The following is a 26,919-nucleotide window of genomic DNA, read 5'->3' as shown; positions in this document are numbered from 1 at the left end:
CGTGACGTCAGTTCGCAACGGCGCGCAGGCCAGTTCCCTGGCCGTGACCTGGATCAAGAGCCGCCACAGCAACGCCGAGGGCAACTGTGTCGAGGTCGCCGCCCTGCCGGGCGGGGACATCGCCGTGCGCAACTCCCGTGATCCCCACGGACCGGCACTGGTCTACACACCGGCCGAGGTCGCCGCCTTCCTTGCCGGTGCGAAGGACGGCGAGTTCGACCATCTGCTCTGACAGCGGCGAGCGGCTTCCAGTCGTGACGGATCCATGCGCCGACAGGCTGTCCGAATGCGATAATGCAGCCTGTCGTCGTCTGCCCACCGGGAGTCAGGATGCCCTCCGAGTCACCGCGCGTCTCCCGCGTCGAAACCTATCTGAGTCGCACCGAGCCCGCCCCGACCTTGCTCAAGATGCTGGTCGGGGTACTCCTGGTGGGCTTCCGCGAGGACGCCGGACTGGCCCAGGAACAGGCCGCCCGCACCGTGGGGTTCAGCCCGGCGAAACTGTCGCGCATCGAGGCCGGCAAGGGTCGCCGTCCGCCGACCGAGAGCGACGTCCGAGCCCTGCTGGAGCTGTACAAGACCGACGAGCACGAGGCCTCGGTGCTGCTGCAGCTGCTGCGCCGGGCCGGGGAGCCGGGCTGGTGGCAGCGGTTCGACAAGCGGCTGATGCCGGAGTGGTTCGACCGGCTGGTGGGGCTGCAGGAAGCGGCCGAGACGATCCGTACGTACGAGCTCCAGTACGTTCCCGGCCTGTTGCAGACCCCCGCCTACGCCCGCGCCGTGGTGGAGCGCGGACTTCCCTCGGCGTCCGCCCGCGAAGTGGAGCGCCGTGTCGAACTGCGCACCCGGCGGGCTCAGTTGCTGCAGCGTCCCGACGCACCCCAGCTGTGGGCGATCGTCGACGAGTCGGTCCTGCTGCGCGTCCTGGGCAGCCGTGAGGTGATGCGCGAGCAGCTGCACCACCTGATCGCCATGGCGCAGCTGCCGCACGTGACCGTGCAGATCGTCCCCCTGGACGTGACGAACGCCTCCGCGCCGTCGATCCCCGTCACCTATCTGCGGTTCGGCGGCTTCGACCTGCCCGACGTCGTCTACCTGGAGCAGATCAGGAGCGCCACGTTCCTGGAGGATCGCGACGAGACGGAGGAGTACCGGGCGGTCCTGGACCGTCTCGCGGACGAGGCGCTCACTCCCGCCGAGTCACTGGCCCGGCTGCGGCAGACCGCGGCAGGGCGGTACGCGGACGAGTGACCCCGCGGACGGCTAGCGCAGCATGCCCACGCCGCCGAACTCGATCCACTCCTGGGTGAGCTGACGCGGCGCCGCCTCGTTGTCCGGGCGCCAGGTGGACACCTCCACCAGGCCGGGTTCGAGGATCTCCAGCCCCTCGAACCACTCCGCCACGTCCCTCTCCTCCCGCACCCGGCCCCAGTGGCCCTGGGTCGCCTGGTCCATGAAGTCGGTGACGAACTCGCGCACCTTCGGGTCGTCGCTGACCAGTTGGCACATCACGAGACAGCTGCCGGGCGCCAGCCGCTCGGTCACCCGCCGCACCACCGCGAGCGGTCCGTCGCTGTCGCTGTCCGGGATGCAGTGGAACACCGAGTTGAACAGGACTCCGACCGGCTGCGAGAAGTCGATCAGCCGCTGTGTGTCGGGGTGGGAGAAGATCTCGTCGGTGTCGCGCATGTCGGCCTGGATGACGGCGGTGCGGTCGTTCTGGTCGAGCAGGGCCCGGCCGTGCACCAGCACCATCGGGTCGTTGTCGACGTAGACCACGTGCGAGGACGGGTCGATGCGCTGCGCCACCTGGTGCACGTTGTTCTGCGTGGGCAGGCCCGACCCGTGGTCGAGGAACTGCCGCAGGCCGTACTCCTGGGCCAGGGTCGCCACCACCCGCTGCAGGAACCGCCGGTTGTTCAGCGCCAGCGCCCGGGTGCTGGGCACCACCTTGTCGAGTTCCTCGCAGGCGGCCCTGTCGACGGCGTAGTTGTCCTTGCCGCCGAGGTAGTGGTCGTACATGCGCGCGGCCGTCGGCACTGTCTCGTCGATCTTCGTCGACATACGCTTGTCCGACTCCATCGTCGCCCCCCATGTCCGCACCCCGTCCGGTGCACCGGCACGTCAGGCCCTTCATCCTAGGCACGCCGCAGCCGCGCAACCACCCACTCGATCGATCTGCCGCACGGCGGCGTGCGCGGCCGTCGCCACTCCCACGGGGCTCCCACGCCTCGCACGTCACCCATGCCGCTCCGCTCCGGCACGCAATACCCCCAATGCTTCCGTGCGCCCCCGAGCGCGGCGGGATTCCGTGCGTCGATCGGGCATTCGACCGCAGACCGGGTATCTCTCAACGAGGGTCCGTGCAGGCGGAGTTGGGGGGCTGACACTGTGGCACGCCGGTCACCGACGCCCGGCCGTTTCCCTACGCGCCGTGTGGGCAGGCGGCACCTCGTGCGGTCCCTGCGGGCCGAGGGGCGCTACGGGCCTCGTTTCCGCGAGGTGCTGCCGGCGCTCGCCGGTGTGGTGCTGGTGGTCTGCGCGCTGGTCGCCCTGCTGGCGGTGGGGTACCGCGTCGCCGGGGTCGCCGTGCCGGTCGGCGGTGTCGCCCTGCTGGCCCTCGCCCTGGCCGTCGCGATCCGGCGGCGCCGGCCGGCCGCCCGGCGCCGGCTCGGCTACTACACGCCCGCCGAACTGCTCGAACTCGACACCGAGGGCCTGGCGTTGGCCGTGGCCCGGATGCTGCGCCGGGACGGCTGGCGGGTGCGGCTGCTGCCGGCACCGGACCGGCCGCGGCTGTGCGCCCGGGACCGCGGCGGACGCCGGCTCGACGTGGCCTTCCGGCCGGTGGCCGAGCCGCTGCCCGACGAGGACCCGCCGCATCCGCACCCCCACCGGGGCGGCGCCGAGCAGCCGTTGCGCCTCGTCGTGCACCGGGGCACCTTCCACGCCCGCGATGTGCGGTGGGCCCGGCGCCAGGGCAGGACCTGCCTGCTCGACGGCCCGGCCCTCACACGCTGGGCCCAGGGCACCCGCCTCAACGAGCTGCTGTCCCAGAGCCGGTGACCGTGGTCAGTCGCCGCGCGCGTCGACGTCGCCGTTGACCGTGGTGAGCGTCATGGTGCGACCGCGGTCGGCGCCTTCGGTGGGCAGCGTCACCGTGGTGCGGCCGTTGGCGGTGGTCGCCGAGACACGGTAGGCGGGGCCGCCGTGGGGCACGGTGACGTCGACCGAGCCGTTCGTGGTCGCCGCGGTCACCGTGGAGGGCACGTCGGCACAGGCGAGGCTCACGTCGCCGTTGGTGGTCCCGGCGGCCAGCCGGCCGGCCGCGAGGGCGTTCGCGCGGACCGACCCGTTGCGCGTGGACAGCCGTACGACGGCGTCCTCGCGGCCGGAACGGGTCACCGTGACATCGCCGTTGACGGTCGTCAGGTCGAGCGGCGCCGCGACACCGGCCGCGTCGAGGCCGGCGTTGCGTGCCGTGACGGTGACGCCCACGTCGTCGGGGACGTCCACTTCGGGCATCCGGGGGCAGGGGCCGTCGCCCTCGTCGGAGCACGACAGGTCGAGCGTCCAGGTGCCGTCGTGGTGGGTCCAGTGCCGCCGCACGTGACCGTCGACGGTGACGCGGCGGCCGTCGGTGGCGCGCAGGCGCAGCCCGTTGTCCGTGGTGATCACCAGCCGGGTCCGCGCCGCCGTGAGGGCGGGTGTTCCCGCCGCTTTGAGGTCTGCGGAACCATGGCCGTCGCCGCCGCACGCGACGGCGAGGGGAAACAACGCCAGTACGACGCTCACGCGCCGCAGGCGCCTTGTCGGCATCGCCTTCATGCACCGTCGGATGCCCCGACTCGGCGTCCTCATGACTGCGGCGCCGGGCGCGCGGCACCGGCAGCGCGCCGGTATCGCGCCGAAACGAACGAAATCGTCGCTGCACACCTCTGGCCCGGCGACTCTACCGGCCGGTATACAAGCTCAGTTGAACAGGCGACGGCCGTCTCGGGGGGCCTCGACCTGCGTGCCGGTTCTCATCGAGGAGGCCCTTCATGATGCGTGACTCGCGTGCGGTCGCACCGGCGTCCCGCCGTCGTCGTACCGGTGCCAGGGCGGCCGCCGCGGCGGCGAGCGGGTGCGCCCTGGTCGTGGTGCTCGCCGCGCCCGCCGCGGCGCACGGCGCGGACACCGGCCGCGGGACGCACTACGTCTCCCTGGGCGACTCCTACACCTCCGGGCCGCTCATTCCGCAGCAGGTCGACGCCAACTGCGCCCGCTCCGACCACAACTACCCCTCGCTGCTGGCGGCGGAGCGAAGAATGACGGCCTTCAAGGACGTCAGCTGCGCGGGCGCGACCACCGAGGAGATGTGGAAGCCGCAGGGCACCAACGAGCCCCAACTGGACGCCGTGCAGCGCGACACCGACCTGGTGACGGTCCAGATCGGCGGCAACGACATCGGGTTCGGCACCATCATCGGCACCTGTGCCCGGCTCGCCGCCCAGGACCTGGCGGGCAACCCGTGCCAGCGCTACTACACCGCCTCCGGCGCCGACCAGCTCGCGCAGGCCGTCCTGGAGACGGCGCCGAAGGTGGCGCGGGTGCTGCGGGCCGTGCACGCCAGGGCGCCGCACGCACGGGTGGTGGTCGTCGGCTATCCGGACCTGCTGCCCGACGACGGCAGCGGCTGCTACCCCTCGGTGCCGTTCGCGGCGAAGGACTTCCCCTACCTGCGCGACACCGAGAAGCGCCTCAATCTGATGCTCCGGCTGGTGGCCGCGTTCAACCGGGCCGAGTACGCCGACACCTACGGTCCCACGGTCGGCCACGACATGTGCAAGGCCCCGGCCGACCGCTGGATCGAGCCCCTCCAGCCCGCCTCCCCCGCCGCGCCGGCCCACCCCAACGCCAAGGGCGAGGCGGCCATGGCGCAGGCGGTGAGCCGGGAACTGGGCCGGGGGCGCGGTCACTGACGCGTGCGTCCGGTCAGGAACGGTCAGGAACGGTCACAGGTGACGTCCGCCGACGGCAGCCGGCCGGTGGCGAGGTAGGCGTTGACGGTCGCGTCGACGCAGTCGCTGCCGAAGACGCCGTACACCGCGTGCTGGTCCGCCCCGCGCAGCGTGAGCAGGCGCGAGGAGGGCCACATGCGGTGGACGTCCGTCGCGCCCCGGTAGGTGGTGCGCGGGTCGCCGGTGGCGTTGACGAGCAGGGCCGGCAGGTCCGCCCGGATCCGGGTCGGGCGCTCGCGCGGCGGCTCCCAGAAGGCGCACGGACCGATGGTGTGGGTGACGGGCCCGAACAACGGGTCCTGCAGGCGCGCCCGTTGCACGTCGCGCCAGTACGTCTCCGGATCGCGCGGGGCGGCCACGTCACCGCACAGGATCGCCGACTGGACGCTGCCGTAGGCGGATTCGGCGCCGCTCAGCAGGAAGTCGAGGGCGTCCGCCAGCCACGGCGACGGCGTGCCGACGGGCCGGCCGCCGGCCGCGCGCCGCAGGTCCCGCACCGCCTGCGCGAAGTCGCCGTAGGCGCTGTCGTTGTCCTGGGAGAGCCCGTTGAAGACGACGAGGGGCAGCACCTGCTCGTCCACGCGCCGGTCACCCACCGTCAGGGGTGCGCGTGCGGCCGCCGCCCGGACGCGGTCCACGACCGCGAGCACCGCGCCCGGAGTGCGGCCCAGGCCGTACGCGGTGTCGCGGGCGGCGGCCCAGGCGGCCCAGTCGCGCAAGGCGTGCCGGTTGGCCCGCTCGGTGCCGATCAGCAGCCGGGGACCGTAGCGGGCGGGGGCCACGACACCGTCGAGGACGACCCGGTCGGTGCGACCGGGGAACATGGTCGCGTACACCTCGCCGAGGTAACTGCCGTAGGAGTAGCCGAGGTAGGAGATCGTCCGCTCACCCAGCGCGGCACGGATCACGTCCATGTCGCGCGCGGTGTCGCGGGTGGTGACGTACGGCAGCACGTCACCCTCGTGGGTCCGGCAGCGACGGGCGAGGTCGGCGGCGAAGGCCACCGAGCGTTCGAATCCGGCGCGGTCGCTTCCCGGGCCGCGGAAGGAGGAGCCGGTCGGCCAGTGGCAGTCCAGCGGGGTGCTGCGGCCGACGAACCGCGGGTCGACGCCGACCACGTCGTAGCGCGGGCCGACGTCGCGCATGGCCTGGCGCACCCATGGCGGGTCGGCGAGGGTCTGGCCGCCGGGGCCACCGCTGTTGAGCAGCAGCGCGCCGACGCGATGGGCGGAGTCGGCGGCCCGGATCCGCGAGACGGCGACGGTGATCGTGCGGCCGCCGGGACGGGCGTAGTCCAGCGGGACGGTGACGTCGGCGCATCGGGCGCCCGCCTGCTGGAGTTCCTTGCCGGTGTCGTCGTCGGGTCCCAGCACGCAGCTCTTCCAGGTGAGGTGCTGCTGATGGAAGCGGGCGAGCGGGTCCGGGGCCGGGCGGGCGGGTGCGGCGGTGGCGGGCGACGCGGCGAGGGCGAGCGCGCCGGCGACGCACAGCCCGGCCGTTCGTGCCCTGCGCGAGCGGGCGCCACCGGTCCTCGGGCCGGGCCCTGCGATGCCGGTCATGCCGATGTCCTCTCCGAAGGCGTGGATGCGCACAGGGACTTGTCGATCACGTCGAGGAAGTCCTCTTCGGCCTGGAGCGTGGCCGGTACCTCGTTCAGGGCGACGGCGACGCTGCGGCCGCCGGGTGAGACGGCGACGAGCGCCCGGTGGCCGCCGGGCATGGTCCCGCCGTGCCCCCACCACGTTCCGCCGCAGGACAACGGCGAGCCGATCAGGCCCAGGCCGTAGCGCGCGCCGGGCCACAGCCGGTCGGGGTCCGCGGGCACCGTCCGCCGCATCTGCGCCAGTTGGGCCGCGGGCAGCAGACGGCCGCCCAGCAGGGCGGTGGCGAACCGGGTCAGATCGGCGGGCGTGGAGACCAGCGCGCCGCCGACGCCCGCGAAGGTCGTGTTCCAGGCGGTCCCGTCGACGCGCTGGCCGTCGGTGGTGAAGTAGCTGTGGGAGTGCGGTCCCTGGATGCGGGTGCCGTCACCGGGCCAGTAGGTGTCGCGCAGCCGGAGCGGGGTGATGACGCGGCGGGTGATCTCCGTCTCCGGACGGTGACCGGTGACCTCCTGGACGATCAGGCCGAGGACGAGGTAGTTGGTGGTGGCGTAGTGCCAGGAGCCGTGCGGGCTGGGCAGTTGGAGGGCGCGGGCGACGAGGGCGCGCGGTTCGAAGTGCCGGTGGCGCAGCCGTTCGGGATGCTCCCATTCGGAGGCGTCGAGGTAGTCCGGCAGCCCGCTGGTGTGCTGCAGGAGCTGCCGTACGGTGATCCGACGGCCGTCGTGTCCGTGGCTGCGGATCAGACCGGGCAGGTACCGGTCGACGGTGTCGTCGAGCGAGAGGCGGTGCTCGGCGGCGAGTTGGAGGACGACGGTCGCGGTGAACGTCTTGGTGACGCTGCCGATGCGCAGACGGTCGGTGGCGTTCATGGGACGACCGGTGCGCAGATCGGCTGTCCCGGCGTGTTCGGTCCATCTCCCGCAGGGGGCGGCCGGGTCGGCGTCGGTGCCGAGGACCGCGGCACCGGCGATGCGGTCCCGTTCCGTGAGGACGCGCAGCGCTTGACGGACCTGGTCGTGCGGGGCGCACCGTGCCGAGGCGCGGGAGGGCGGGGCCGGGGGCTGTGCCGTGGCCGCCGGGGCGGTGGCCAGCGCGAGGGCCGCCAGCACGGCCGCGAGGCCGGTGCGCCGTGCGCGGCGCGAGTTCGGTAAGAAGGTCGGCATGCGACCTCACGCTAGGCGCGTGGCGTCCGGCCGGCACTCCGGCGAGCCGGTGCTCCGCGGTGGGGGCACCCCCACCGGACAACGGGGAGCCCACCCCCTCGACGACAGCGCCGGACGCCGGTACGGCAGCGCCGGAAGAGCGGTGCGGGCCATTCAGGCCGTCACGGCTCTGAGGTCTCCGATTCGAGAGCGGCCCGGGTGGCGTGGCCGTAGACCCCGGACTCGTCCGTGAAGATCAGGCGGGCGAACTGGTAGCTGCGTACCGCGTTCTCGACGTCCTTGTCGTAGTCGCCGTCGGCGTCACCGGTGTAGAAGCCGATCTGCCGCAGGCGGAGCTGGAGTTCGACGACCTCGGGGCCCTTGTCGCCGTAACGGAGCACCGGGGGCTGGCCGTTGGAGGTGGTGGGCGCGGGGGCGGTCGTGCCGGTGGTGCTGGAGGGGGTGCTGGTGGGACTGGCGGTGGCGGCCGGAGTGGTGGCCGTGGTGGTGGCCGTCGTGGGGGTGGTGGAGGTCGAGGGCTCGGACGAGGGTGACACCGATGTCGTCGAGGAGGGCTGTGCCGGTTCCGCGCTCGTGGCCGAGGAGCCGTCGGGAACTCCCGCGCGGACACCGCCGGTTACGGAGTCGTCCCGTGAGGGGCCCGTGTAGGAGAAGAGACCGCCGACGAAGCCACCGGTCACCAGCACGGCCACGGCCGCGCCGGCACCGGTGACCAGCACCGTGCGGCGCCGGGAGCGGGGGGCGTCGGCGGGCGGTGGGGATGAGGAACCGGCGGTCGGCGGCTGGTCGTGGCCCGGGGAAGGGGAGTCGGGGCCGGGATCAAGCGGGGCAGCCGGCTGTTCCGTGTCACCGGCCGGCGCCGCGCCTTCCGGCCCTTCCGGCCCTTCCGGTTCTCCCGGTGCTCCCGCTGCTTCCGGTGCGGGAGCGTGTGCGGACGCCGGGTCCTTGTCGCCGAACTCCACGAACGGCCGTATGCGCAGCGGGTTGAAGTCCTCCGCTGCCGCCGCCTCCGCGTGCCGCGTCTCCCGGTGGGCCTCGGCGGCGCGGCGGGCGCAGGAACAGGCAGGGCTGCCGTCCGCCACCCGCGGCGTACCGCACTCGGGGCAGGCGGGCCCCGTCGGTTCACTCACAGTGCTCCCTCTCCGTACAAGGTTCAGAGTTTAAGCAGTTCTGCTGCACACAACCTCCACAACCTTTCGAAATCTGGAATCGGCACGTCCGAAGGGCCGGGAACAAGCCGGGACGAGGTGCGGATCAGGCCAACTCGGGTGTCCGCGCAAGGCGTTGGCGGCCACACGGACCGCGCCGCGCGGTGACAGCGGGGGCGGCGTGGGAGGGTGGGCACCGTACGGACACGAGTGGGGAGCGGTGCGGTGCGGATCATGGTCATCGGCGGGGGGATCTGCGGTGCGGCGACGGCCCTGGCCCTGCACAAGGCGGGCTTCGAGGTCGACGGGTACGAGGCCCACCCCGACGCGGCCGAGGACCTCGGCGCGTTCCTCACCCTCGCCAGCAACGGCATGCGCGCCCTGGCCCAGGTGGACGCCACTCCGGCCGTCACCCGCCTCGGCTTTGCGCTGACCTCGATGCGGGTGCTGGACGCCACGGGCACCGAGCTGGCGCACGTGCCGCTCGGCGAGTCCGACGACCCGTCGCTGCGCTACCGCTGCCTGCGGCGCGGCGACCTCGGCGCCGCCCTGCAGGCGGAGGCGGCACGCCGGGGCATCGGCATCCGGCACGGCGCCCGGCTCGTCTCCGTGGCGGACGGCGCCGGCGGTGTCACCGCCCGCTTCGCGGACGGGAGTTCGGCCACCGGCGACCTCCTCATCGGCGCCGACGGCCTCAACTCGACCGTACGGCAGGCCGTCGCGTCCGCCGTCCGCCCGCGCTACGCGGGCCAGCGTGTCTTCTACGGTCGCACCGGCTCCGCGCCCGTCCCGGCCGGGGACGGGTGCATCACGATGGTGCGCGGCAGTGCGGCGGCCTTCGGCTACGCGGTGTCGCCGGGCGGGGAGACCTCCTGGTTCGCGCGGGTCGCGGGCGAACCGCTGTCCGGCGACGAGATCACGCACGGCACACCCGACCGCTGGCGCGCGGAGCTGGTGCCGTCGCTGCGCGGGGACGCCACCGCGGCCGCGGACATCGTCGCGGCCACCGGAGAGGACCTCCTGGTCACCAACGCCACCGAGATCCCCACCGGCACGCCGTGGCGCTCGGGCCGGGTCCTGCTCCTCGGCGACGCCGCCCACGCCGCCTCCCCCGCGACCGGGCAGGGCGCCTCGATGGCCCTGGAGGACGCCGTCGTCCTCGCGAAGTCCCTGCGCGACGCGCCCGACACCGACACCGCGCTTGCCCTCTACGAGACGCTGCGCCGCCCGCGCACCGACCACAACACCACCGTCAGCGGCAACATATCCCGCGGCACCCACTCCCCCGGCCGCTCCGACCGCGGGGCGGCCCCGTCCCGGGCCGACGACGACCTCGTACGGCTGCTGGAGTGGTCGTCGGACATCACGGCCGCACACCCGGTGGCGTAGGGCGGGCGGGCCCCGGCCGTGTCGATGATGTGCGGGTGTGGTCCGTTCGAGTGGTGCGGGCCGGCGGCCGGTCGTAGCGTCGGTACAGGGACTCCCGCACGAGAGGGGTGGGGCCATGCGCCGACGGGTCGTGGGTACGGCGGTCGCGGTGTGCTGTGTCGCGTCGCTCGCGGCGGCGGGGGCGTCCCCGGCCGCGGGGACGACCGGGCATGCCGCGCGGCGGCCATCGGCGGTGCCCGTCATCGTCGACTGTCTGTGGCACCCGCACGTGCGCCCCGCCGGCTTCATGCTCGCCTGCGGCGACGGCAACAGCCGGCTGACCTCGCTGCACTGGTCGAAGTGGGGCACCGACACGGCGCGCGCCGAGGGCGTCAACCTGGTCAACGACTGCAAGCCCTACTGCGCGGCGGGCACCTTCCACGCCTACCCCGTGACCGTGCGGCTGAGTGATCCGCACCCCTGGAAGAAGCGCCCCACGCTGTGGCACTTCACCGAGATCACCCTCACCTATCCCGGCAGCAGGCCCGACGTCTACGCCCAGACGGTCACCCTGCCGCTGTGGGAGTGACCCCGGCGCCTCAGCGCCGGTCCAGCGGCGGCCGGCCGTCCGGGGACTCGCCCGCGGTCAGGTGCTGCAAGACCTCGACCAGTTCCTGGCAGGCACGTTCCACCGACCGTCTGGTGCTGCGCTGCTCGGCGATCACCGCGGACAGCAGCAGGGCCGTCAGCGCCATCGAGCCGTTGAAGGCCTGGAGTTTCATCAGGGTCCCCACGCGGGACAGCCCCTCGAAGGGGCCGACGTGGTCCGTCGCCGCGACGGTGGCCAGCACGGAGGCGAACAGCGCGCACGGCATGGACCCCGGCAGCTCGAACCGCAGGGCCGCCCAGATCAGCAGCGGGTAGACGAGGAACATCAGGCTGACGGGGCTGCGGGTGGCGTACGGCACCAGGACGGCGGCGATCACGGTCAGCGCCGCGGCCTCCTTCCAGCGGGACAGCGGCGGCGGCCAGCGGGCGGCCCGCAGCATCAGCAGCACCGGCGTCACGATCAGGACCCCCATCGCGTCACCCACCCACCAGGCCACCCACACCGGCCAGAACTGGCCCGCCGGGAGCTTGTCGGTCAGGACCAGGAGCCCGGCGCCGATGGTCGCGCTGATGAGCATGGCCGTCAGCGCGGCCAGGAACACCAGGGCCAGGCCGTCGCGCAGCCGGACGAGGTCGGTGCGGAAGCCCACCCTGCGCAGCAGCAGGCAGGCGCAGACGGGGGCGGCGGTGTTGCCCAGCAGGGTGCCGAGCACGGTGGGCTGGAGCGAGGTGGTGATGGACAGCACGACGAGGAGGGTGCCGAGGGTGATGCCGGGCCAGCAGCGCAGGCCGAACAGCAGCAGGCAGGCGACCGCGACGCCGGTGGGCGGCCAGATGGGTGAGACGACGGCGCCCTGGACGACGAGCTGGCGCATCAGGCCCAGTCGTCCGGCCGCGAAGTACACGACGGCCACGCCCAGCGTCTGCAGTACGAGGACGACGGGCCGGCGCAGATCCTGGGTACCCACCACAGCTGTCATCAGACACCGGCGCCGCCGTGTCGGCGAGGCGAGAGGTGCCCGCGGCGGGCCCTATGGCTGAATCCCGGGCCCGTCGTGGCCGACGACCAGAACGGCCGCGTCGTCCTCGTGTCCGACCCGTTCGGCGACCTTGATGACGGCGTCGGCGAGCGGGCCGGCCTCCATGCCGGCGACCGCGGCGATCCCCGCGAGGCGGACGATCTGGTCGAGGCCCTCGTCGACGTTGAGCGTGGGCCCTTCCACCACGCCGTCCGTGACCAGCACGAAGACGCCTCCGGTGGTGAGCCGGTGACAGGTGACCGGGTACTCCATGCCCTTCTGGACGCCGAGCGGCGGGCCGCCCTGGTCCTGGGCGACGCCGGACCTGCCGTCGGCCGTGGCCCAGATGTGGGGGATGTGGCCGGCCCGGGCGCTCTCCATGATCCCGGTGGCCGGGTCGAGCCGTATGAAGGTGCAGGTGGCGAAGAGGTCGGTGCCCAGGGACATCAGCAGGTCGTTCGTACAGGCCAGGAGTTCGCCCGGTTCGCTGGTGACCGACGCCAGCGCGCGCAGGCCGACCCGGACCTGGCCCATGAAGGCGGCCGCCTCGATGTTGTGCCCCTGGACGTCGCCGATCGACAGCCCGATCCGGCCGTCGGGCATGCGGAAGGCGTCGTACCAGTCACCCCCGACGTTCAGCCCGTGGTAGGCCGGCGCGTAGCGGACGGCCAGGCGGACGCCGGGGGCGGCGGGCAGGTGGGAGGGCAGCATGTCCCGCTGGAGGGCGATGGCGAGCTCGACGCGGGAGCGCTGCAGTTCCGCGAGTTCGCGCGCCTGGGCGGTCAGCGAGGCGAGTCTGGTCAGCAGCTCGTCACTGTCGTCCGTGGGGCGCGTGCGGGACATCGATCACTCCGGTGAGGGCATCAGCCCCTTCACGACAACATTCAGGGTAAAAACGACCATATTTTACCCTTGTGTGCCATATCCGCCCAGGAGGTGGGTCCCTTACGGATCCTCAGCCGCCCAGGGCCGCCATGACGACCTCCTTGGCCTCCTCCTGGACCTGGCGGAGGTGATCGGGGCCGCGGAAGGACTCGGCGTAGATCTTGTACACGTCCTCGGTGCCCGAGGGGCGGGCCGCGAACCAGGCGTTCTCGGTGGTGACCTTGATGCCGCCGATCGCGGCGCCGTTGCCCGGCGCCTCGGTGAGCACCCCGGTCACCGGCTCTCCGGCCAGGGTGTCGGCGCCCACCTGCGCGGGCGAGAGCTTGGCCAGCAGGGCCTTCTCCTCGCGGCTGGCCGGGGCGTCGATGCGCGCGTAGGCGGGCTCGCCGAAGCGGGACGTCAGCTCGGCGTAGTGCTGCGAGGGCGTCCTGCCGGTGACGGCGAGGATCTCGGAGGCGAGCAGCGCGAGGATGATGCCGTCCTTGTCGGTGGTCCACACCGAACCGTCCCGGCGCAGGAACGAGGCGCCGGCCGACTCCTCCCCGCCGAAGCCGAGCGAGCCGTCGACCAGCCCGTCGACGAACCACTTGAACCCGACCGGCACCTCCACCAGCCGGCGCCCCAGGTCCGCGGCGACGCGGTCGATCATCCCGGACGACACCAGCGTCTTGCCGATGCCCGTGCCGGCGGGCCACTGCTCGCGGTGGCGGTAGAGGTAGGCGATGGCGGCGGCCAGGTAGTGGTTGGGGTTCATCAGCCCGGCGTCCGGGGTGACGATGCCGTGCCGGTCGGCGTCGGCGTCGTTGCCGGTGGCGATCTGGAAGCGGTCGCGCCGCTCGATGAGCGAGGCCATCGCGTACGGGGAGGAGCAGTCCATGCGGATCTTCCCGTCCCAGTCGAGCGTCATGAAACGCCAGGTGGGGTCCGCGAGCGGATTGACCACGGTCAGGTCGAGCCGGTGCTGTTCGGCGATCCGGCCCCAGTAGGCGACCGAGGCCCCGCCCAGCGGGTCGGCGCCGATCCGCACGCCGGCGGCGCGGACGGCGTCGAGGTCGAGGACGTGGGGCAGATCGGCGACGTAGGCGCCCAGGAAGTCGTGGTGGCGGGTGGTCTCGGCGGCGAGCGCCCGGGTGTACGGGATGCGCCGTACGTCCTTCAGGCCGCCCGCGATGATGGCGTTGGCGCGGTCCTGGATCCAGGACGTCGCGTCGGAGCCGGCCGGTCCGCCGCTGGGCGGGTTGTACTTGAAGCCGCCGTCGGCGGGCGGGTTGTGCGAGGGGGTGACCACCACGCCGTCGGCGAGGCCCGAGGTGCGGCCGCGGTTGTGGGTGAGGATGGCGTGCGAGACCGCAGGCGTGGGCGTGTAGCCGTCGGCGCTGTCGATGAGCACGGTGACCTCGTTGGCCGCGAACACCTCCAGCGCGGTGACCTTCGCGGGCTCGGACAGGGCGTGGGTGTCGGCGCCCAGGAAGAGGGGGCCGTCGGTGCCCTGCGCGGTGCGGTACTCGCAGATGGCCTGGCTGGTGGCGGCGATGTGGTCGTCGTTGAACGCCGTCGCCAGCGACGATCCCCGGTGACCCGAGGTGCCGAACGCCACCCGCTGGCCCGGGTCGGCCGGATCAGGGTGCAGCGCGTAGTACGCGGTGACCAGCCGGGCGACGTCGACGAGATCCTCCGGACCGGCCGGCTTGCCCGCTCGCTCGTGCTGCATGTACCCGCTCCTCCACATCGGTTCCACCGGAAACGCTTGCCCAGCCATCTTCCCTCGCGACGCCGACGGCGGGCGAGGGGCCCCCGACGGACCGTCAACGCGTGTGGTGGGCTTCGACGCGGGACCCTCGTTCAGGAGACCCGGTGCCGCAAGCGGGCCGTGATCACCGCGATGTCGTCCTCCGGCTGCTCGACCGTCAGGTGGGTGAGGACCTCGTCCAGGACCTCGGCGACGTCCTTCCCGGGGCGCAGGCGCAGGCCGGCCAGACGGGCGAGGGAGGCGTCGATGTCCTCTCCGCGGCGTTCGACGAGTCCGTCGGTGAACAGCACGAGGGTGTCCTCGGGGCCCAGTGTGACGGTGGTCGTCTGGTAGTCGGCCAGTCCCGTGCCCAGCGGCGGGCCCACGGCCAGCGGGACCAGTTCCCCGTAGCCGTCGCGGTGGAAGACGGCAGGCGGCAGATGGCCGGCGCCGGCGAAGGCGACCGTGGCGCGGGCGGGGTCCAGCAGGGCGAGCAGACAGGTCGCGGGTCTGCGGTGGTCGTCCTGCGACATGGCCGTGTCCACGCGGCGCAGGATGCGGTGCGGCGGAAGGTCCTTGGAGGCGACGTAGCGCAGCATCGAGCGGTAGGCGTTCATGTCGACCGCCGCGTCCAGGCCGTGCCCTATCACGTCGCCGATGACCAGCAGCGTGCGGTCGTAGTGCAGCCGTACCGTCTCGAACCAGTCCCCGCCGACCACCGCGCCCCGGCCGGCCGGCAGATAGCGGGTGGCCATGTCGACGTTGGGATGCGGGCGGCCCGGCTCGGCGAGCAGGCTCTCCTGCAGGTGCAGGGCGGTGGTGCGCAGCCGGCGGTGTTCGACGGCGTGGTGGAGGTGGGCGGCGGTCAGCCGGGCCGCGTAGTGCACGGCCGTGGCCTCGCCGTCGGTGAACGCCCGGCCGGTGCGCACGGCCACGACCGCCCCGTAGGCGCGGTCCCAGGCCAGCAGCGGCACGGACAGCGCGGCCACCGGCTCGCGCCCGTCCGGGCTGAAGGACGCGGTGATCGGATGACCCGCGTCCAGGGCGCGCACCAGCACGTCGCTGCGCGGCACGTGACGCAGGTCCTCCACCAGTTCGCGCCGGCCCGCCGAGGCCGCGGGGCGCAGCGTGCCGCGCCGTGCCCGCCGTTCCTCCTCGTCCGTCAGGAGGTCGACGGCCGCGGCCTCGCACAGCTCCTCGACCAGGAAGCGGGCGCACTCCCCGGCCGTTCTGCGCTCGTCCAGCGAGCTTCCGATCGTGGCGACGGCCCGCCCGGCGAGGGCGAAGCAGTCCGCCGGGTCCGGCTGGGCCCCGGCTGTGCGGTCACCTTCCAACACCATCCCCTTCTGCCGCGTCCCATCCCAACATCAGCGGGGCCGGAGGGCCGGTAGCGACCCGGGGCGAGTGTGCGCGGAGCGCGGGCGCGGGTCAGGCCGGGACGGTCACGAACGTCTCGATGGCCGCGGTGACCTCCGCCGGCTTCTCCACGGGCAGTTCGTGGCCGCCGTCGATGATGCGGACCAGGGCATGGGGATACGCCTTCGCCATGCGCAGCATCTGCTTCACGGGGAGCTGGATGTCGTGGTAGCCGTGGATCAGCAGGGTGGGCGCCTGGATCTCGCCCACCCGGTCGAGCACGTCGAAGGCCCGCATGGCGCCGTAGAGCGTCATGACGACCTCCTTCGGGGTCGCCGCGGAGGCCTCGACGTACTTGCGGATCTCCTCGCGCGGATAGCCGGGGGCGAAGGCCCGCTGGATGTTGGCGGCGACGAACAGCCGGTAGGGCACGAGGGTGGAGAGGCCCATCAGCAGGCCGCGGCCCCGGCTGTAGGTCATGCGGCTGATGGAGTCCACCAGCACCAGCCGCTCGACGCGGTCGGGCTCGGCCAGGGTGACCGTCTGGGCGATCATGCCGCCCATGGAGTGGCCGACGAGGACGCACCGGTCGACCTCAAGGTGGTCCAGGAGGGCGAGGACGTCCGCGGCGAGTTCGTCGACGCTCCGCACGCCCTTGCCGGTGCTGTCGCCGTGGCCGCGCAGGTCCAGGCGTATCACGCGGCGCTTGCGGCCGAAGTGCTCGATCTGGTGGTCCCAGCGGTGCCGGTTCGCCGTCCAGCCGTGGACGAAGACCAGGGGCACGCCGTCGCCGTCGCGGGGCCCCTCGTCGTCGTACGTCAGCGCTGCGCCGTCGACTTCGAGCTGCGGCATGGGGGCCTCCTGGATCCAGTCCGGTTACTGGCCGGTACGGTAGCCGGGAGCGCGGGTTTCCGTCACCGTCCCCGGCCGGGGACGCGGAGCCGGTCAGAAGTCCCAGGACAGCTCCTGCTCGTCGACGACGAGCCGTTCGTAGCAGTCCAGCAGGCCGCCGGTCTCCAGCGCGGTGGCGGTCATGTCCAGCAGCGCCGGCAGCGAGGACCACATCGGGTGGGAGGGGAAGCGGCAGCCGTCCTCGTGGTCGGCGTCGCCTATCCGTCCGGTGCGGCGCGTCGGGCGCTGGTCGACGACCAGGTGGTCGCCGCAGCCGTCGGCGGCGAACGGGATCCACTGGCGGTGCCACCACGGGCCGTACTCGGACTCCGGATCCCGCTCCTCGTCGGCGGCGGACGGCGCCCCGTGGATCCGGGTCCGCATGCGCCAGTCGTCCACGATCCGCTCGGTGCTCAGCATCGTCCAGAACGGCGGCAGCAGGACGCCGCAGCCCGTGCCGTCGTGCCGGAGCAGGGACTCGGTCAGCGGTTCGGGAAACGGCATGCCGACGGCCTCCTCGGCGGCGGCGATCGCCTCGGGGGCGGCGGGCGGCGCCAGTTCGGCGCGGGTGCGCGGCGCGTGCCGCGCGAGCCAGGTCTCGATGCGGCTCCAGGACGCGGTGGTCGACGGGGTCATACGTCGCATGGTGCCAGCCGGCACTGACATCTGACGCCCCGTCGGCACGCGGAAGGCCCGGACCACCGTGTCGTCACGGCGTCCGGGCCCGCTCGGCAAACCGCCGTCAGCCTCCGCTGAGGCGCGCGCGCAGGAGGTCCTTGCCGAGTTCGGCGCCCTTGCGGCTGTCGGCCTGGGCCTTGCGGAACAGATCGGCGACCTCGGTGTCCTTCTCGCGCTCGGCGTCCTGGATGTAGCTCTCCAGGCGCAGGGCGTTGCTCAGGCACGCTTCCACGTACCAGATGAGGTTGTAGTCCTTGTCCGGCGTACCGGTCACGCCGCCGGTCTCGCTGCTGCTGGTCATCCGAACCTCCTCCAGCGGTTGTCGTTCCGGAGAGGTCCGAGTACCCGTCCCGCGCCCGCCAATCAGCCCAGGTCCCAGAGGAATCGGTGGGTGTGGATGCCGAAGTACGGGAACGACTGGATCCGCTCGACGCCCTCGATCGGCCGGACGACGTCGTTGACGAAGTCCAGCAGTTCCCGCGGGCCCGGTGCGACCACCTCGGCGAACAGGTCGAAGCCGCCCGAGGTCAGCACCGAGTAGACCACTTCGGGCCGCCGGGCCAGTTCGTCGGCGACCGCCCGCGGGTCGCCGTCGACGCCGATGCCGAGCAGGGCCATGGCCTGGCCGCCCATGGACATCGGGTCGGTGACGCCGACCACCTGGACGGCCTTGGAGTCCAGCAGCCGCTGGAGGCGCTGGCGGGCGGCCGACGCGGACAGGCCGACCCTGGGGCCGAGGTCGGCGTAGGCGATACGGCCGTCGGTCTGCAGTTCGCGCAGGATGGCCCGGTCGATCTCGTCCACGTCGTCACACGTCCTTTCCGGCGGGGTCGGCCCACCCTATCGACGCCGGTCAGCCGACCAGTTCGGACAGGGCGGCGGCGAACAGGCCGGTGTGGGTGTCCACGTCCTGCTCCGTCGTGTCGGGGCACATCAGGGCCATGTTGTGGAACGGGGTGAGCAGGATGCCGCGGTTGGCGAGGTAGAGGTGGAGGAAGTCCTCCAGGTCGGGATCGGCGGCCGCGGCGGACTGGGTGCCGGTGCGCGGCGCGGGGTCGGCGAAGCGGTACTCGGTGCGGGCGCCGAGCCTGCTGACCGACCAGGGCAGGGCGTGGGCCTCGATGCCGGCGCGGACGCCCGCCTCGAACCGTTCGGACAGCTTGGCCATCCGCGCGAAGGCCTCGTCCGTCAGGACGTGCTCCAGGGTGGCCCGTACGGCGGCCATCGACAGGGCGTTGCCGGCCAGGGTGCCGCCGACGCCGCCCATGTCGACGAGGTCGAGGTCGCCGCGGCCGAGGAGTTGGTCGGCCAGTTCGGCGGAGAGGCCGTAGGCCCCGGCCGGGATGCCGCCGCCGATGGCCTTGCCGATGGTCAGCAGGTCGGGCTCCAGGTCCCAGGCCGCCGTGCAGCCGCCCGGGCCCGCCGAGAAGGTGTGCGTCTCGTCGTTGATCAGCAGTGTGCCGTGCCGGCGGGTCAGTTCGCGCACGCCGGCCAGGTAGCCGGGTTCGGGCAGCACGATGCCGATGTTGGTGAGGGCGGGTTCCATCAGGACGGCGGCGACGTCGCCGTGGGCCAGTTCGCGCTCCAGCTGGTCGAGGTCGTTGAACTCCGCCACGCGGCTGGTCAGCGTGACGTCGCAGGGGGCTCCGACGTTGCCGGGGCGGGCCGTTCCCCGGCCGTCGGGGCCGACCACGATCAGCGACTCGTCGACGCTGCCGTGGTAGCTGTAGCTGTTCACCAGGATCTTGGGGCGGCCGGTGACGGCGCGGGCCAGCCGGATCGCCCACCGGTTGGCGTCGGTCGCCGTCAGCGAGAAGCTCCAGCGCGCCAGCCCGAAGCGGCGGGTGAGTTCGGCACCGACGTGTTCGGCGTCCTCCGTCGGCAGCATCGCCGTGGCGCCGCCCAGCTCGCCGAAACGGCGCTGGACGGCCTCGGCGACGACCGCCGGGGAGTGACCGGCCATGGCGCCGGTGTCCCCGAGGCAGAAGTCGACGTACTCGTGCCCGTCGACGTCCGTCACCCGAGCACCCCGCGCGCCGGCCAGATAGCGGGGGAAGGAGCCCGCCGTCTTGTTCATCCACGTCATCGGCACCCGCCCGAAGAGGTGGTCGGCGCGCGCGTACGCCTCCCTCGAACGCGGGCAGCGGCGCTCGGCCTCCGCCTTCTCGCGGGCCAGCAGGTCCTGCAGGCGGGAGCGGTCCATGGCACACCTCAAGGGGTCGGACGACGATCGAACATGCGGAGCGTACGACTCGATCCGGTGCGTTCACAAGCGACGGCAACAGATTCAATCGTCCGTACAATCGTTTCGATCGCCGCGCGCACTAGTGGCGGGACTGCCGGTGGCCCGCGTCCGACCGGGAGCGAGCCGCGCGTGCCACCGCCGTCGCCAAGGCCAGGAACACGGCGACGATCGCCGCGGGAGCCAGGACGGCCGTCGGCCGGCCGAGGCCGTCCCCGGACCCGGCGGCGGTGGCGAGGACCGCGCCCGCCGCGGCGGCCGCCACTCCGGAGGCGACGAGGGCGGCGAAGACGTACCGGAAGCCGTGACGCGGCGGCGGAGCCGACCCCAGCGCCGCCCAGTGCCGGGCCGCCTCCCGCGCCTCCCGGCGATGCCGCACGGCGGCGCCGGCGCGCAGGCCGGCGGCCACCGTCATCGCCGCCACCGCCGTCGCGCACGCCGCCTGCCACGCCGCGCCGGCGAGCAGCAGTACGGCGAACCCCGCCACTCCGGCCCAGCCGCTGAGGCAGGCCAGGGCGGCGGTGCGGCGCGCCGGCGGCCGGTCGGCTCCGGCGCGCAGGTCGGCGAGGGCCGGGACGTACCAGACGCTGCCGGCCGCGGTCAGCAGGGCCGCGCCCAGCCCTGGGACGGCGTGCGACACGCTCAGCTCACCGCCTCGGCCGCCGCGGCGATCTCGGGGTGGTGCAGGTCGAACGCCGGGGACTCGGAGCGGATGCGGGGCAGCGAGGTGAAGTTGTGCCGCGGCGGCGGGCACGAGGTCGCCCACTCCAGCGATCGGCCGTAGCCCCACGGGTCGTCGGTGTCCACCTTCTCGCCGTACTTGGCGGTCTTCCACACGTTGTAGAAGAACGGCAGCAGCGACAGGCCGAGCAGGAACGAGCCGATGGTGGACAGGGTGTTGAGGGCGGTGAAGCCGTCGGCCGCCAGATAGTCGGCGTACCGGCGCGGCATGCCCGCCACGCCCAGCCAGTGCTGGACGAGGAAGGTGAGGTGGAAGCCGGCCGTCAGCGTCCAGAACGTCATCTTGCCGAGGCGCTCGTCGAGCATCTTGCCGGTCATCTTCGGCCACCAGAAGTGGAATCCGGCGAACATCGCGTACACGACCGTGCCGAAGACCGTGTAGTGGAAGTGGGCGACGACGAAGTACGAGTCGGACAGGTGGAAGTCGAGCGGCGGCGAGGCGAGGATCACGCCCGTCAGTCCGCCGAAGACGAAGGTGATCAGGAAGCCGGTGGTCCACAGCATCGGCGTCTCGAAGGACAGCGAGCCCTTCCACATCGTGCCGATCCAGTTGAAGAACTTCACACCGGTCGGCACCGCGATCAGGAAGGTCATGAAGGAGAAGAACGGCAGCAGCACGCCGCCGGTGACGTACATGTGGTGCGCCCACACCGTCACCGACAGACCCGCGATGGCGATCGTCGCGCCGATAAGGCCCATGTAGCCGAACATCGGCTTGCGGGAGAAGACCGGGACGACCTCGGAGACGATGCCGAAGAACGGCAGCGCCAGGACGTACACCTCCGGGTGGCCGAAGAACCAGAACAGGTGCTGCCACAGCAGCGCACCGCCGTTGGCGGCGTCGAAGACGTGGCTGCCGAACTTGCGGTCGCACTCCAGGGCGAACAGCGCGGCCGCCAGCACCGGGAAGATGATCAGGACCAGCACGCCGGTCAGCAGCACGTTCCAGGTGAAGATCGGCATGCGGAACATGGTCATGCCCGGTGCGCGCATGCAGATGATGGTGGTGATGAAGTTGACCGCGCCGAGGATCGAGCCGAACCCCGACAGCGCCACGCCCATGATCCACAGGTCGGCGCCGAGGCCGGGCGAGTGGACGGCGTCGGACAGCGGGGCGTACAGGAACCAGCCGAAGTCGGCGGCGCCGCCCGGGGTGAGGAACCCGAACGCGGCGATCGAGGAGCCGAACAGGAACAGCCAGTAGGCCAGCATGTTCAGCCGCGGGAAGGCCACGTCCGGGGCGCCGATCTGCAGCGGCATGATCCAGTTGGCGAAGCCGGTGAACAGCGGCATCGCGAACATCAGCAGCATGATCGAACCGTGCATCGTGAACGCCTGGTTGAACTGCTCGGTCGACATGATCTGCAGGCCCGGCCGGGCGAGTTCCGCACGCATCAGCAGGGCCAGCACACCGCCGACGATGAAGAACGCGAACGCGGTGACCAGGTACATCGTCCCGATCTTCTTGTGGTCGGTGGTCGTCAGCCACTGCGTCCACGACGGGCGCGGCGCTCGCGTGGCCGGCCCCGTGGGCGCGGCGGGCTCGACTCCGGGCCGTATCTGTACTTCGTCCACCGAACGGTGTCCTCTCAGCTGCTCATGTGACGTGCCGCCACATGATCGGCTCAGGGGTACGGGGGCTCGGTAGGGCCTAACGGTCCCCGCGCGCGGCCGCGTTGGGGCCCAAGGGTCCCTCTTCGGGGCCCCGGCCCGTCACAGCAGCGTCTGCCAGTAGCTCCACCAGCGCGTGGCGATGAGCATCACGATGCTCAGGCACCAGGTCAGCGGCACCACCCAGTGGAACTCGCGCACTCCGGCCACCAGTCCACGCGGCGCCCGGATCACGCCGTGGCGCAGGTTGTGCACGGTCGTGTACCAGAACAGGGTGATGGTGGCCGCCCAGGCCAGGCAGCACCACAGGCACAGCGCGCCGATCACGTACAGCGCCTGGGACATCAGCCACATGCAGAAACCCGCGCCGAACAACGTGCCGGCGTTCAGGCCGAGCCAGAACCAGCGCCGGAAGCGGGCCCCGGCCAGCAGCGCCAGCCCGGCCGCCACGACCACCGGGTAGGCCAGCAGCCCCAGCATCGGATTGGGGAAGCCGAACACGGATGCCTGCGGACTGCGCATCACGTTCGAGCACGACAGGACCGGGCTGAGGTTGCAGGACGGACTGAAGGCCGGGTCCTGCAGCAGCCGGAACTTGTCGACGGTGATCACGAAGGAGGCGAGGATTCCGAGAGCGCCGGCCGTGATCAGCAACCAGGCGAAGGCGCGGGAGCCGCCGGTGGCGCCCTCCGGGGTGATCTGCCGGGTCCGGGGCGCCAGGGCCCGCTCGTGGGTGGCGGTGTCGCCGGTCATCCGGCGTGTCCCGTCCGGTCGTCGAGCAGGGCGGGCGCTGAGCGCACCAGGGGCGGTGCCGGCCGGGCGGCGGACCGCGGTGGACCGGTCGTCCGCTCGGCGCCCCGCGGCCACACGACTTCCACGGGGACGCCGTGGGCGCGGGCGTAGGCGACGAGATGGGCGGTGGCGTCGCGCCCGCTGGACGGCGAGCCGTCCCACACCGCCAGCAGTCCGCGGCAGCCCGCGATCATCCGCTCGTCCGCGCCCACGCACGCGTCGCGGTCGCCGGGGTCGTACGCCAGCAGGCGCACCTGCGCGGCGAGGCCCAGCAGTTCGCCGGTGGCCACGCGGTCGCCCGCCGGCAGCAGGGCGGGCACCATCCCCTGCGTGGGCGTGACCACGACCAGCGATCGGCCCGCCGCCCGCGCCGCCCGCCCGAACAGCACCGGCACCCCCGCACCGGCCCGCACCACACCGACCGCGCGCGCCGGCAGCCGCTGCAGGGCCGTGCCCAGCTCGGCCTCCACCAGCTTGCGCGTATCGGGAGTCAGGTCGGCCTGGCCGACCGCCGCGATCATCATCCGTTCGCCTCCTGTCCTCACACCGCGGGTCCGCCCGCGCACGACGGGGCGCGACCGCGGGATCAGTGAAGCCAGAACGCCCGGCGGACGACAGGGCCGAACGGCCCTGCGCCGACGGCTGCGACGCACTTGCGGACCGGTGGCGATCCCCTTGCTCGATGGGCCACGTCGGCCGCTTCCCGGTGCACGCGCGGCGGGGGCCCGACCGGTCCCCCGCTCCGGTCGCGCCCCCACGGCGCGTCGAACTTACGTGCCTGGTTGAGCCCTTGTGAATCGTGCCGGTGCCCGCCTCGGCGCCCGAAGGGCTCACCCGTGCACAGGTGCGTCCGGCTTGGCCGGTTATGTCCCGTGCAGGGCGGGTGCGTCGAGGTCACCGAGCGCCAGATGGGCGAGGACGACCTCGTACAGGTCGCTGCCGGAGGCGAGGAGCTGGCGCTCCAGGACGGGCTCCGCGCTGCGCACGTGCTCGCGGACGGTCTGCGCGTGCACCCCGAGGGTCTGCGCGGCCCGTTCGGCGTTGGCGCCGACGGCGATCCAGGTGCGCAGGGTGCGGCGCAGGTCCCGGCCGTCCCCGGCGAGCCGGCCGAGCAGGTCGTCGGCCCAGACGCGCAGGGCCGGCCCGGTGAGCAGGTCGCTAAGGCCGGCCGATCCGGCGGCGGGCGGGGGATCGCCGGGCAGGTCCGCGGATCCGGCGTGGGAGTTGAGGGCCAGGTGGACGACGGCCCGGACGGCCAGGTCGGAGAAGTCGGCACGCAGCAGCGTCTCGACGCGTTCCATGCGGGCGCGGACGGTGTTGCGGCTGACGCCGAGGACCTTCGCGGCGCTGACGGCGGTGAACTCCAGGCCCAGACGCGTGGTGGCGAGCAGTTCGGCGCGGGTGTGGTGCGCGAGGGCGTCGAGCGGGCGCAGCACGCGGGCGGTCCACGCCCGCAGGGCGACCGGGTCCATCAGCCGCTCGGGGTGGCTGCGTTCGGCGTACACGGCCTGCTGGTCGGGCCGGTAGCGGGCCACGGCCAGGGCGCTGACGGCCTGGCCGTAGGCGGTGGCGATGCGGGCGAGGCTGTGCGGGGTGCTGCCGCCGAGGAAGACGCCGGGGTGCCGGCCGATGAGCGAGCGCAGCGCGTCGGCCGCCGCGTCGCGCGGTGTGACGACGATGACGTGCGCGTCGACCGCCGGGCAGCGCACGACCAGCGCCCGCTCCCCCGTCACGTCCAGGCACTCCTCGGCGATCCGGTCCCGGTCCGCGACGCACCCTTCGAGGACGTACACGCACGCGGTGTCCGCGTCCAGCAGGCCGGGCCACAGCCCCGCGGCCACCCGGCGCGCGGAGACGGTGTCCTCGACCATCAGCAACTGCAGGATCGCCAGGCGCAGATCGGCGGCGGCCCGCTCCAGGCGGCGCCCGGCCGCGGTCGCCTCACCTGCCCTGAGCAGGAGTTCGACGACCTGGGCGGTGTACGCGACGATGTCGGAGGTGCGCCGGTCGAAGGGGGCCGTCCGGGCGGCCGCGAGCACACCGGCCGGCGCGGGGTGGGGCTGCTCGACCTTCACCAGGCGCAGGTGCCGTCCCTCGCCCTCCCACGCGGCCGAGGCGATCCGGCCGGCGGCGATGTCCGCGACCAGCTCCCGGTCCAGCGGGACGGGTGTGCCGGCGACGAGGGCCCCGGTGCCGTCCTGCAGACAGGCGGTGCCGTGCACGGCGTCGGCGAGCCAGGCCACGACCTTGCGCACGTCGCGTGCGCTCGGCCGCAGCTGGTCGAGCAGCGCCTCCGCCCAGGCGGAGGTGTCGGCGTCCGCCCGGCGGGGTCCGTCGTTGCGGCCAGCCATGTCGGCCTTCTCCTCGTCCATCGCTTCGACCTCGGGGTTTCGGTCGGGGACGTTACCTCACACGGGCCCGCCGGCCGCCCCGCCGACGGGCCCGCGATCCTGACGGGTTACCGACGACGGCGATCCCTACCGCGTTACGGGGCGGCCACCCCGCTCGCCGGGGCGGCCACCCCCACCCTGCGCGGCGCACGGCCGCGCACGGCATAAGCTCGGCCAATGGCGAAGTACTTCGACGTGCACCCCGACAACCCCCAGCCGCGCACCATCGCCCAGGTCGCCGACAGCGTCCGCCAGGGCGCGCTCATCGCGTATCCGACGGACTCCTGCTACGCGCTGGGCTGCCGGCTGGGCAGCAAGGACGGCATGGAGCGCATCCGCGCCATCCGCCACCTGGACGACCGGCACCACTTCACCCTGGTCTGCCAGGACTTCGCGCAGCTCGGCCAGTTCGTGCGGGTGGACAACGACGTCTTCCGCGCGATCAAGGCGTCCACGCCCGGCAGTTACACCTTCATCCTGCCGGCGACCAGGGAGGTGCCGCGCATGCTCCAGCACCCCAAGAAGAAGACGGTCGGCGTGCGCATCCCCGACCACGTGGTGACCCAGGCGCTGCTCGCCGAGCTCGGCGAGCCCCTGGTCTCCAGCACGCTGCTGCTGCCCGACCAGGAGGAGCCGATGACCCAGGGCTGGGAGATCAAGGACCTCCTGGACCACGTGCTGGACGCGGTGGTCGACTCCGGGGACTGCGGCACCGAGCCGACGACGGTCATCGACTTCTCCGACGGCGAGGCGACGATCGTGCGGCGCGGCGCGGGGGACGTCACCCGGTTCGAGTGAGCCCGGGGCCCCTTCGAGCCGGGTCGGTGGCACGTGCAACGATATCCGGACCGGGTCCCTCCGACCGGGCCCGGCCACCGTCGCGTGCGCAGAGAGGCAGACCTCCCCATGACCTCCGTACAGGGAACAGCCGTGGAGATCCCCACCGAGGACGGCGTCGCGGACGCCTATCTGGCCCACCCCGGTGACGGCGGTCCGCACCCGGCCGTCCTGCTCTACCAGGACGCCTTCGGGCTGCGCCCCCACCTCCGGGCGATGGCCGACCGGCTCGCCGAGGCCGGCTACACGGTCCTGGTGCCGAACGTCTTCTACCGGCACGGCCGTTCGCCCGTCTTCGACCTGCCCGAGTTCATCGACCCCTCGGCGCGGCCGGAGATCTGGGGGCAGATCAAGCCGGTGATGGAGGCGCTGACGCCCGAGCGGGCCGTGCGGGACGCGGGCGCCTATCTGCGGTGGCTGGCCGAGTCGCCGCTGGCGGCCGACGGGCCCGTGGCACTGACCGGCTACTGCATGGGCGCCCGGCTCGTCCTGCGCACCGCCGGCGCCTACCCGGAGCGCGTCGCCGCGGCGGCCGGGTTCCACGGCGGCGGCCTGGCGACGGACGCGCCGGACAGCCCGCACCTGGCGGCCGGGCGCATCACCGCCGAGCTGTACTTCGGCCACGCCGACGAGGACCCCTCGATGCCGCCGGAGCAGCAGGAACGCCTGGAGCAGGCACTGACCGCGGCGGGCGTGCGGCACCGCTGCGAGGTCTACGCCGGCGCGCCCCACGGATACACGCAGGCGGACACCGCCGCCTACCACAAGGAGAGCGACGAGCGGCACTGGGAGGCGCTGCTCGACCTGCTGCGGCGCACCTTCTGACACCGGTTCGGGCGCCCACCGCGCGGTG

27 protein-coding genes are annotated in these 26,919 nt (G+C 73.0%); 8 read left to right on the top strand and 19 right to left on the bottom strand.

Annotated elements, in window-relative coordinates:
- The first annotated feature begins 1 nt into the window (after position 1).
- Both ACYF6T_RS11495 and ACYF6T_RS11490 read left to right on the top strand, forming a co-directional pair.
- Complete coding sequence (locus ACYF6T_RS11495; RefSeq protein ID WP_461695687.1) at positions 2–232, top strand: DUF397 domain-containing protein; 231 nt, start codon at positions 2–4, stop codon at positions 230–232.
- Positions 233–330: 98 nt separating this feature from the next.
- On the top strand, positions 331–1,251 hold the full coding sequence (locus tag ACYF6T_RS11490; protein WP_461695685.1) for a helix-turn-helix domain-containing protein: 921 nt from the start codon (positions 331–333) through the stop codon (positions 1,249–1,251).
- Positions 1,252–1,263: 12 nt separating this feature from the next.
- On the opposite strand, the gene ACYF6T_RS11485 is transcribed toward ACYF6T_RS11490, so the two are convergent.
- Positions 1,264–2,082: an SAM-dependent methyltransferase gene (locus tag ACYF6T_RS11485; protein ID WP_461695684.1), complete on the bottom strand. Its 819-nt coding sequence runs from the start codon at positions 2,080–2,082 to the stop codon at positions 1,264–1,266.
- A gap of 372 nt (positions 2,083–2,454) precedes the next feature.
- Here ACYF6T_RS11485 and ACYF6T_RS11480 point away from each other — a divergent pair, with 372 nt between their 5' ends.
- Positions 2,455–3,066: a hypothetical protein gene (locus tag ACYF6T_RS11480; protein ID WP_461695682.1), complete on the top strand. Its 612-nt coding sequence runs from the start codon at positions 2,455–2,457 to the stop codon at positions 3,064–3,066.
- A gap of 6 nt (positions 3,067–3,072) precedes the next feature.
- On the opposite strand, the gene ACYF6T_RS11475 is transcribed toward ACYF6T_RS11480, so the two are convergent.
- A complete protein-coding gene (locus ACYF6T_RS11475; protein ID WP_461695680.1) occupies positions 3,073–3,828 on the bottom strand; it encodes a DUF4097 family beta strand repeat-containing protein in 756 nt (251 codons plus the stop codon).
- A gap of 215 nt (positions 3,829–4,043) precedes the next feature.
- On the opposite strand from ACYF6T_RS11475, the gene ACYF6T_RS11470 reads away from it, so the two are divergent.
- Positions 4,044–4,964: an SGNH/GDSL hydrolase family protein gene (locus tag ACYF6T_RS11470; RefSeq protein WP_461695679.1), complete on the top strand. Its 921-nt coding sequence runs from the start codon at positions 4,044–4,046 to the stop codon at positions 4,962–4,964.
- Between the two features lie 23 nt (positions 4,965–4,987).
- Here ACYF6T_RS11470 and ACYF6T_RS11465 read toward each other — a convergent pair whose 3' ends face one another.
- The 3 genes from ACYF6T_RS11465 to ACYF6T_RS11455 all read right to left on the bottom strand — a co-directional run bounded on the left by ACYF6T_RS11465 (position 4,988) and on the right by ACYF6T_RS11455 (position 8,900).
- Entirely contained in the window at positions 4,988–6,562 is a 1,575-nt protein-coding gene (locus tag ACYF6T_RS11465; protein WP_461695677.1) for an alpha/beta fold hydrolase, read from the bottom strand.
- Entirely contained in the window at positions 6,559–7,770 is a 1,212-nt protein-coding gene (locus ACYF6T_RS11460; RefSeq protein ID WP_461695675.1) for a serine hydrolase domain-containing protein, read from the bottom strand. The genes ACYF6T_RS11465 and ACYF6T_RS11460 overlap by 4 nt, the downstream gene beginning before the upstream one ends.
- Positions 7,771–7,931: 161 nt before the next feature.
- Positions 7,932–8,900 carry a peptidoglycan-binding domain-containing protein gene (locus ACYF6T_RS11455; protein ID WP_461695674.1) on the bottom strand — a complete coding sequence of 323 codons (969 nt, stop codon included), beginning with the start codon at positions 8,898–8,900 and terminating at the stop codon, positions 7,932–7,934.
- A 252-nt stretch (positions 8,901–9,152) separates the two neighbouring features.
- On the opposite strand from ACYF6T_RS11455, the gene ACYF6T_RS11450 reads away from it, so the two are divergent.
- Positions 9,153–10,307 (top strand): FAD-dependent oxidoreductase, encoded by a 1,155-nt coding sequence (locus ACYF6T_RS11450; protein ID WP_461696005.1) that lies wholly within the window; start codon positions 9,153–9,155, stop codon positions 10,305–10,307.
- A gap of 115 nt (positions 10,308–10,422) precedes the next feature.
- The gene (locus ACYF6T_RS11445) at positions 10,423–10,875 is read left to right on the top strand and encodes a hypothetical protein (RefSeq protein WP_461695673.1); all 453 of its coding nucleotides are present in this window, start codon (positions 10,423–10,425) and stop codon (positions 10,873–10,875) included.
- A 10-nt stretch (positions 10,876–10,885) separates the two neighbouring features.
- Here the strand turns inward: ACYF6T_RS11445 and ACYF6T_RS11440 are convergent, their stop codons facing one another.
- From ACYF6T_RS11440 to ACYF6T_RS11375, 14 genes are all read right to left on the bottom strand, one after another.
- Positions 10,886–11,866 (bottom strand): MASE1 domain-containing protein, encoded by a 981-nt coding sequence (locus ACYF6T_RS11440; RefSeq protein WP_461695672.1) that lies wholly within the window; start codon positions 11,864–11,866, stop codon positions 10,886–10,888.
- A 60-nt stretch (positions 11,867–11,926) separates the two neighbouring features.
- The gene (locus tag ACYF6T_RS11435; protein WP_461695671.1) at positions 11,927–12,757 is read right to left on the bottom strand and encodes a PP2C family protein-serine/threonine phosphatase; all 831 of its coding nucleotides are present in this window, start codon (positions 12,755–12,757) and stop codon (positions 11,927–11,929) included.
- 112 nt (positions 12,758–12,869) lie between these two features.
- Complete coding sequence (pgm, locus tag ACYF6T_RS11430) at positions 12,870–14,510, bottom strand: phosphoglucomutase (alpha-D-glucose-1,6-bisphosphate-dependent) (RefSeq protein WP_461695670.1); 1,641 nt, start codon at positions 14,508–14,510, stop codon at positions 12,870–12,872.
- Positions 14,511–14,641: 131 nt separating this feature from the next.
- Positions 14,642–15,868: a PP2C family protein-serine/threonine phosphatase gene (locus ACYF6T_RS11425; protein WP_461695669.1), complete on the bottom strand. Its 1,227-nt coding sequence runs from the start codon at positions 15,866–15,868 to the stop codon at positions 14,642–14,644.
- Positions 15,869–15,956: 88 nt separating this feature from the next.
- Complete coding sequence (locus ACYF6T_RS11420; RefSeq protein WP_461695667.1) at positions 15,957–16,736, bottom strand: alpha/beta fold hydrolase; 780 nt, start codon at positions 16,734–16,736, stop codon at positions 15,957–15,959.
- A 93-nt stretch (positions 16,737–16,829) separates the two neighbouring features.
- Positions 16,830–17,411 (bottom strand): SMI1/KNR4 family protein, encoded by a 582-nt coding sequence (locus ACYF6T_RS11415; protein ID WP_461695665.1) that lies wholly within the window; start codon positions 17,409–17,411, stop codon positions 16,830–16,832.
- Positions 17,412–17,517: 106 nt separating this feature from the next.
- On the bottom strand, positions 17,518–17,754 hold the full coding sequence (locus tag ACYF6T_RS11410) for a hypothetical protein (protein WP_461695664.1): 237 nt from the start codon (positions 17,752–17,754) through the stop codon (positions 17,518–17,520).
- Positions 17,755–17,816: 62 nt separating this feature from the next.
- Entirely contained in the window at positions 17,817–18,257 is a 441-nt protein-coding gene (locus tag ACYF6T_RS11405) for an Lrp/AsnC family transcriptional regulator (protein ID WP_461695662.1), read from the bottom strand.
- 49 nt (positions 18,258–18,306) lie between these two features.
- Entirely contained in the window at positions 18,307–19,656 is a 1,350-nt protein-coding gene (locus tag ACYF6T_RS11400; protein WP_461695661.1) for a transaminase, read from the bottom strand.
- Between the two features lie 121 nt (positions 19,657–19,777).
- A complete protein-coding gene (locus ACYF6T_RS11395) occupies positions 19,778–20,335 on the bottom strand; it encodes a hypothetical protein (protein ID WP_461695660.1) in 558 nt (185 codons plus the stop codon).
- A gap of 2 nt (positions 20,336–20,337) precedes the next feature.
- Complete coding sequence (gene ctaD / locus ACYF6T_RS11390) at positions 20,338–22,011, bottom strand: aa3-type cytochrome oxidase subunit I (protein ID WP_461695659.1); 1,674 nt, start codon at positions 22,009–22,011, stop codon at positions 20,338–20,340.
- 138 nt (positions 22,012–22,149) lie between these two features.
- The gene (locus ACYF6T_RS11385) at positions 22,150–22,800 is read right to left on the bottom strand and encodes a vitamin K epoxide reductase family protein (RefSeq protein WP_461695658.1); all 651 of its coding nucleotides are present in this window, start codon (positions 22,798–22,800) and stop codon (positions 22,150–22,152) included.
- A complete protein-coding gene (locus ACYF6T_RS11380) occupies positions 22,797–23,360 on the bottom strand; it encodes a hypothetical protein (protein ID WP_461696004.1) in 564 nt (187 codons plus the stop codon). Before ACYF6T_RS11380 ends, ACYF6T_RS11385 begins: the two co-directional genes overlap by 4 nt.
- Positions 23,361–23,702: 342 nt before the next feature.
- Complete coding sequence (locus ACYF6T_RS11375; RefSeq protein ID WP_461696003.1) at positions 23,703–25,190, bottom strand: helix-turn-helix domain-containing protein; 1,488 nt, start codon at positions 25,188–25,190, stop codon at positions 23,703–23,705.
- A gap of 216 nt (positions 25,191–25,406) precedes the next feature.
- Here ACYF6T_RS11375 and ACYF6T_RS11370 point away from each other — a divergent pair, with 216 nt between their 5' ends.
- Together ACYF6T_RS11370 and ACYF6T_RS11365 are read left to right on the top strand one after the other, a co-directional pair.
- Positions 25,407–26,027: an L-threonylcarbamoyladenylate synthase gene (locus tag ACYF6T_RS11370; RefSeq protein WP_461695656.1), complete on the top strand. Its 621-nt coding sequence runs from the start codon at positions 25,407–25,409 to the stop codon at positions 26,025–26,027.
- A gap of 108 nt (positions 26,028–26,135) precedes the next feature.
- The gene (locus tag ACYF6T_RS11365) at positions 26,136–26,891 is read left to right on the top strand and encodes a dienelactone hydrolase family protein (RefSeq protein ID WP_461695654.1); all 756 of its coding nucleotides are present in this window, start codon (positions 26,136–26,138) and stop codon (positions 26,889–26,891) included.
- Positions 26,892–26,919 lie beyond the last annotated feature (28 nt).

This window comes from Streptomyces sp. 7R007 (assembly GCF_054850255.1).
The sequence above is the reverse complement of the archived record's forward strand: the minus strand, read 5'-3'. Positions and strand labels throughout refer to the sequence as shown.

Bases quoted from the DNA above. Each gene is read 5' to 3' on its own strand.
- ACYF6T_RS11490 (WP_461695685.1), top strand. From the start codon at position 331: ATGCCCTCCGAGTCACCGCGCGTCTCCCGCGTCGAAACCTATCTGAGT.
- ACYF6T_RS11435 (WP_461695671.1), bottom strand. From the start codon at position 12,757: ATGTCCCGCACGCGCCCCACGGACGACAGTGACGAGCTGCTGACCAGA.
- ACYF6T_RS11410 (WP_461695664.1), bottom strand. From the start codon at position 17,754: ATGACCAGCAGCAGCGAGACCGGCGGCGTGACCGGTACGCCGGACAAG.
- ACYF6T_RS11425 (WP_461695669.1), bottom strand. From the start codon at position 15,868: ATGGTGTTGGAAGGTGACCGCACAGCCGGGGCCCAGCCGGACCCGGCG.
- ACYF6T_RS11485 (WP_461695684.1), bottom strand. From the start codon at position 2,082: ATGGAGTCGGACAAGCGTATGTCGACGAAGATCGACGAGACAGTGCCG.
- ACYF6T_RS11385 (WP_461695658.1), bottom strand. From the start codon at position 22,800: ATGACCGGCGACACCGCCACCCACGAGCGGGCCCTGGCGCCCCGGACC.
- ACYF6T_RS11415 (WP_461695665.1), bottom strand. From the start codon at position 17,411: ATGACCCCGTCGACCACCGCGTCCTGGAGCCGCATCGAGACCTGGCTC.
- pgm (WP_461695670.1), bottom strand. From the start codon at position 14,510: ATGCAGCACGAGCGAGCGGGCAAGCCGGCCGGTCCGGAGGATCTCGTC.
- ACYF6T_RS11420 (WP_461695667.1), bottom strand. From the start codon at position 16,736: ATGCCGCAGCTCGAAGTCGACGGCGCAGCGCTGACGTACGACGACGAG.
- ACYF6T_RS11400 (WP_461695661.1), bottom strand. From the start codon at position 19,656: ATGGACCGCTCCCGCCTGCAGGACCTGCTGGCCCGCGAGAAGGCGGAG.
- ACYF6T_RS11460 (WP_461695675.1), bottom strand. From the start codon at position 7,770: ATGCCGACCTTCTTACCGAACTCGCGCCGCGCACGGCGCACCGGCCTC.
- ACYF6T_RS11445 (WP_461695673.1), top strand. From the start codon at position 10,423: ATGCGCCGACGGGTCGTGGGTACGGCGGTCGCGGTGTGCTGTGTCGCG.
- ACYF6T_RS11380 (WP_461696004.1), bottom strand. From the start codon at position 23,360: ATGATCGCGGCGGTCGGCCAGGCCGACCTGACTCCCGATACGCGCAAG.
- ACYF6T_RS11370 (WP_461695656.1), top strand. From the start codon at position 25,407: ATGGCGAAGTACTTCGACGTGCACCCCGACAACCCCCAGCCGCGCACC.
- ACYF6T_RS11470 (WP_461695679.1), top strand. From the start codon at position 4,044: ATGATGCGTGACTCGCGTGCGGTCGCACCGGCGTCCCGCCGTCGTCGT.
- ACYF6T_RS11475 (WP_461695680.1), bottom strand. From the start codon at position 3,828: ATGAAGGCGATGCCGACAAGGCGCCTGCGGCGCGTGAGCGTCGTACTG.
- ACYF6T_RS11375 (WP_461696003.1), bottom strand. From the start codon at position 25,190: ATGGCTGGCCGCAACGACGGACCCCGCCGGGCGGACGCCGACACCTCC.
- ACYF6T_RS11465 (WP_461695677.1), bottom strand. From the start codon at position 6,562: ATGACCGGCATCGCAGGGCCCGGCCCGAGGACCGGTGGCGCCCGCTCG.
- ACYF6T_RS11450 (WP_461696005.1), top strand. From the start codon at position 9,153: ATGGTCATCGGCGGGGGGATCTGCGGTGCGGCGACGGCCCTGGCCCTG.
- ACYF6T_RS11365 (WP_461695654.1), top strand. From the start codon at position 26,136: ATGACCTCCGTACAGGGAACAGCCGTGGAGATCCCCACCGAGGACGGC.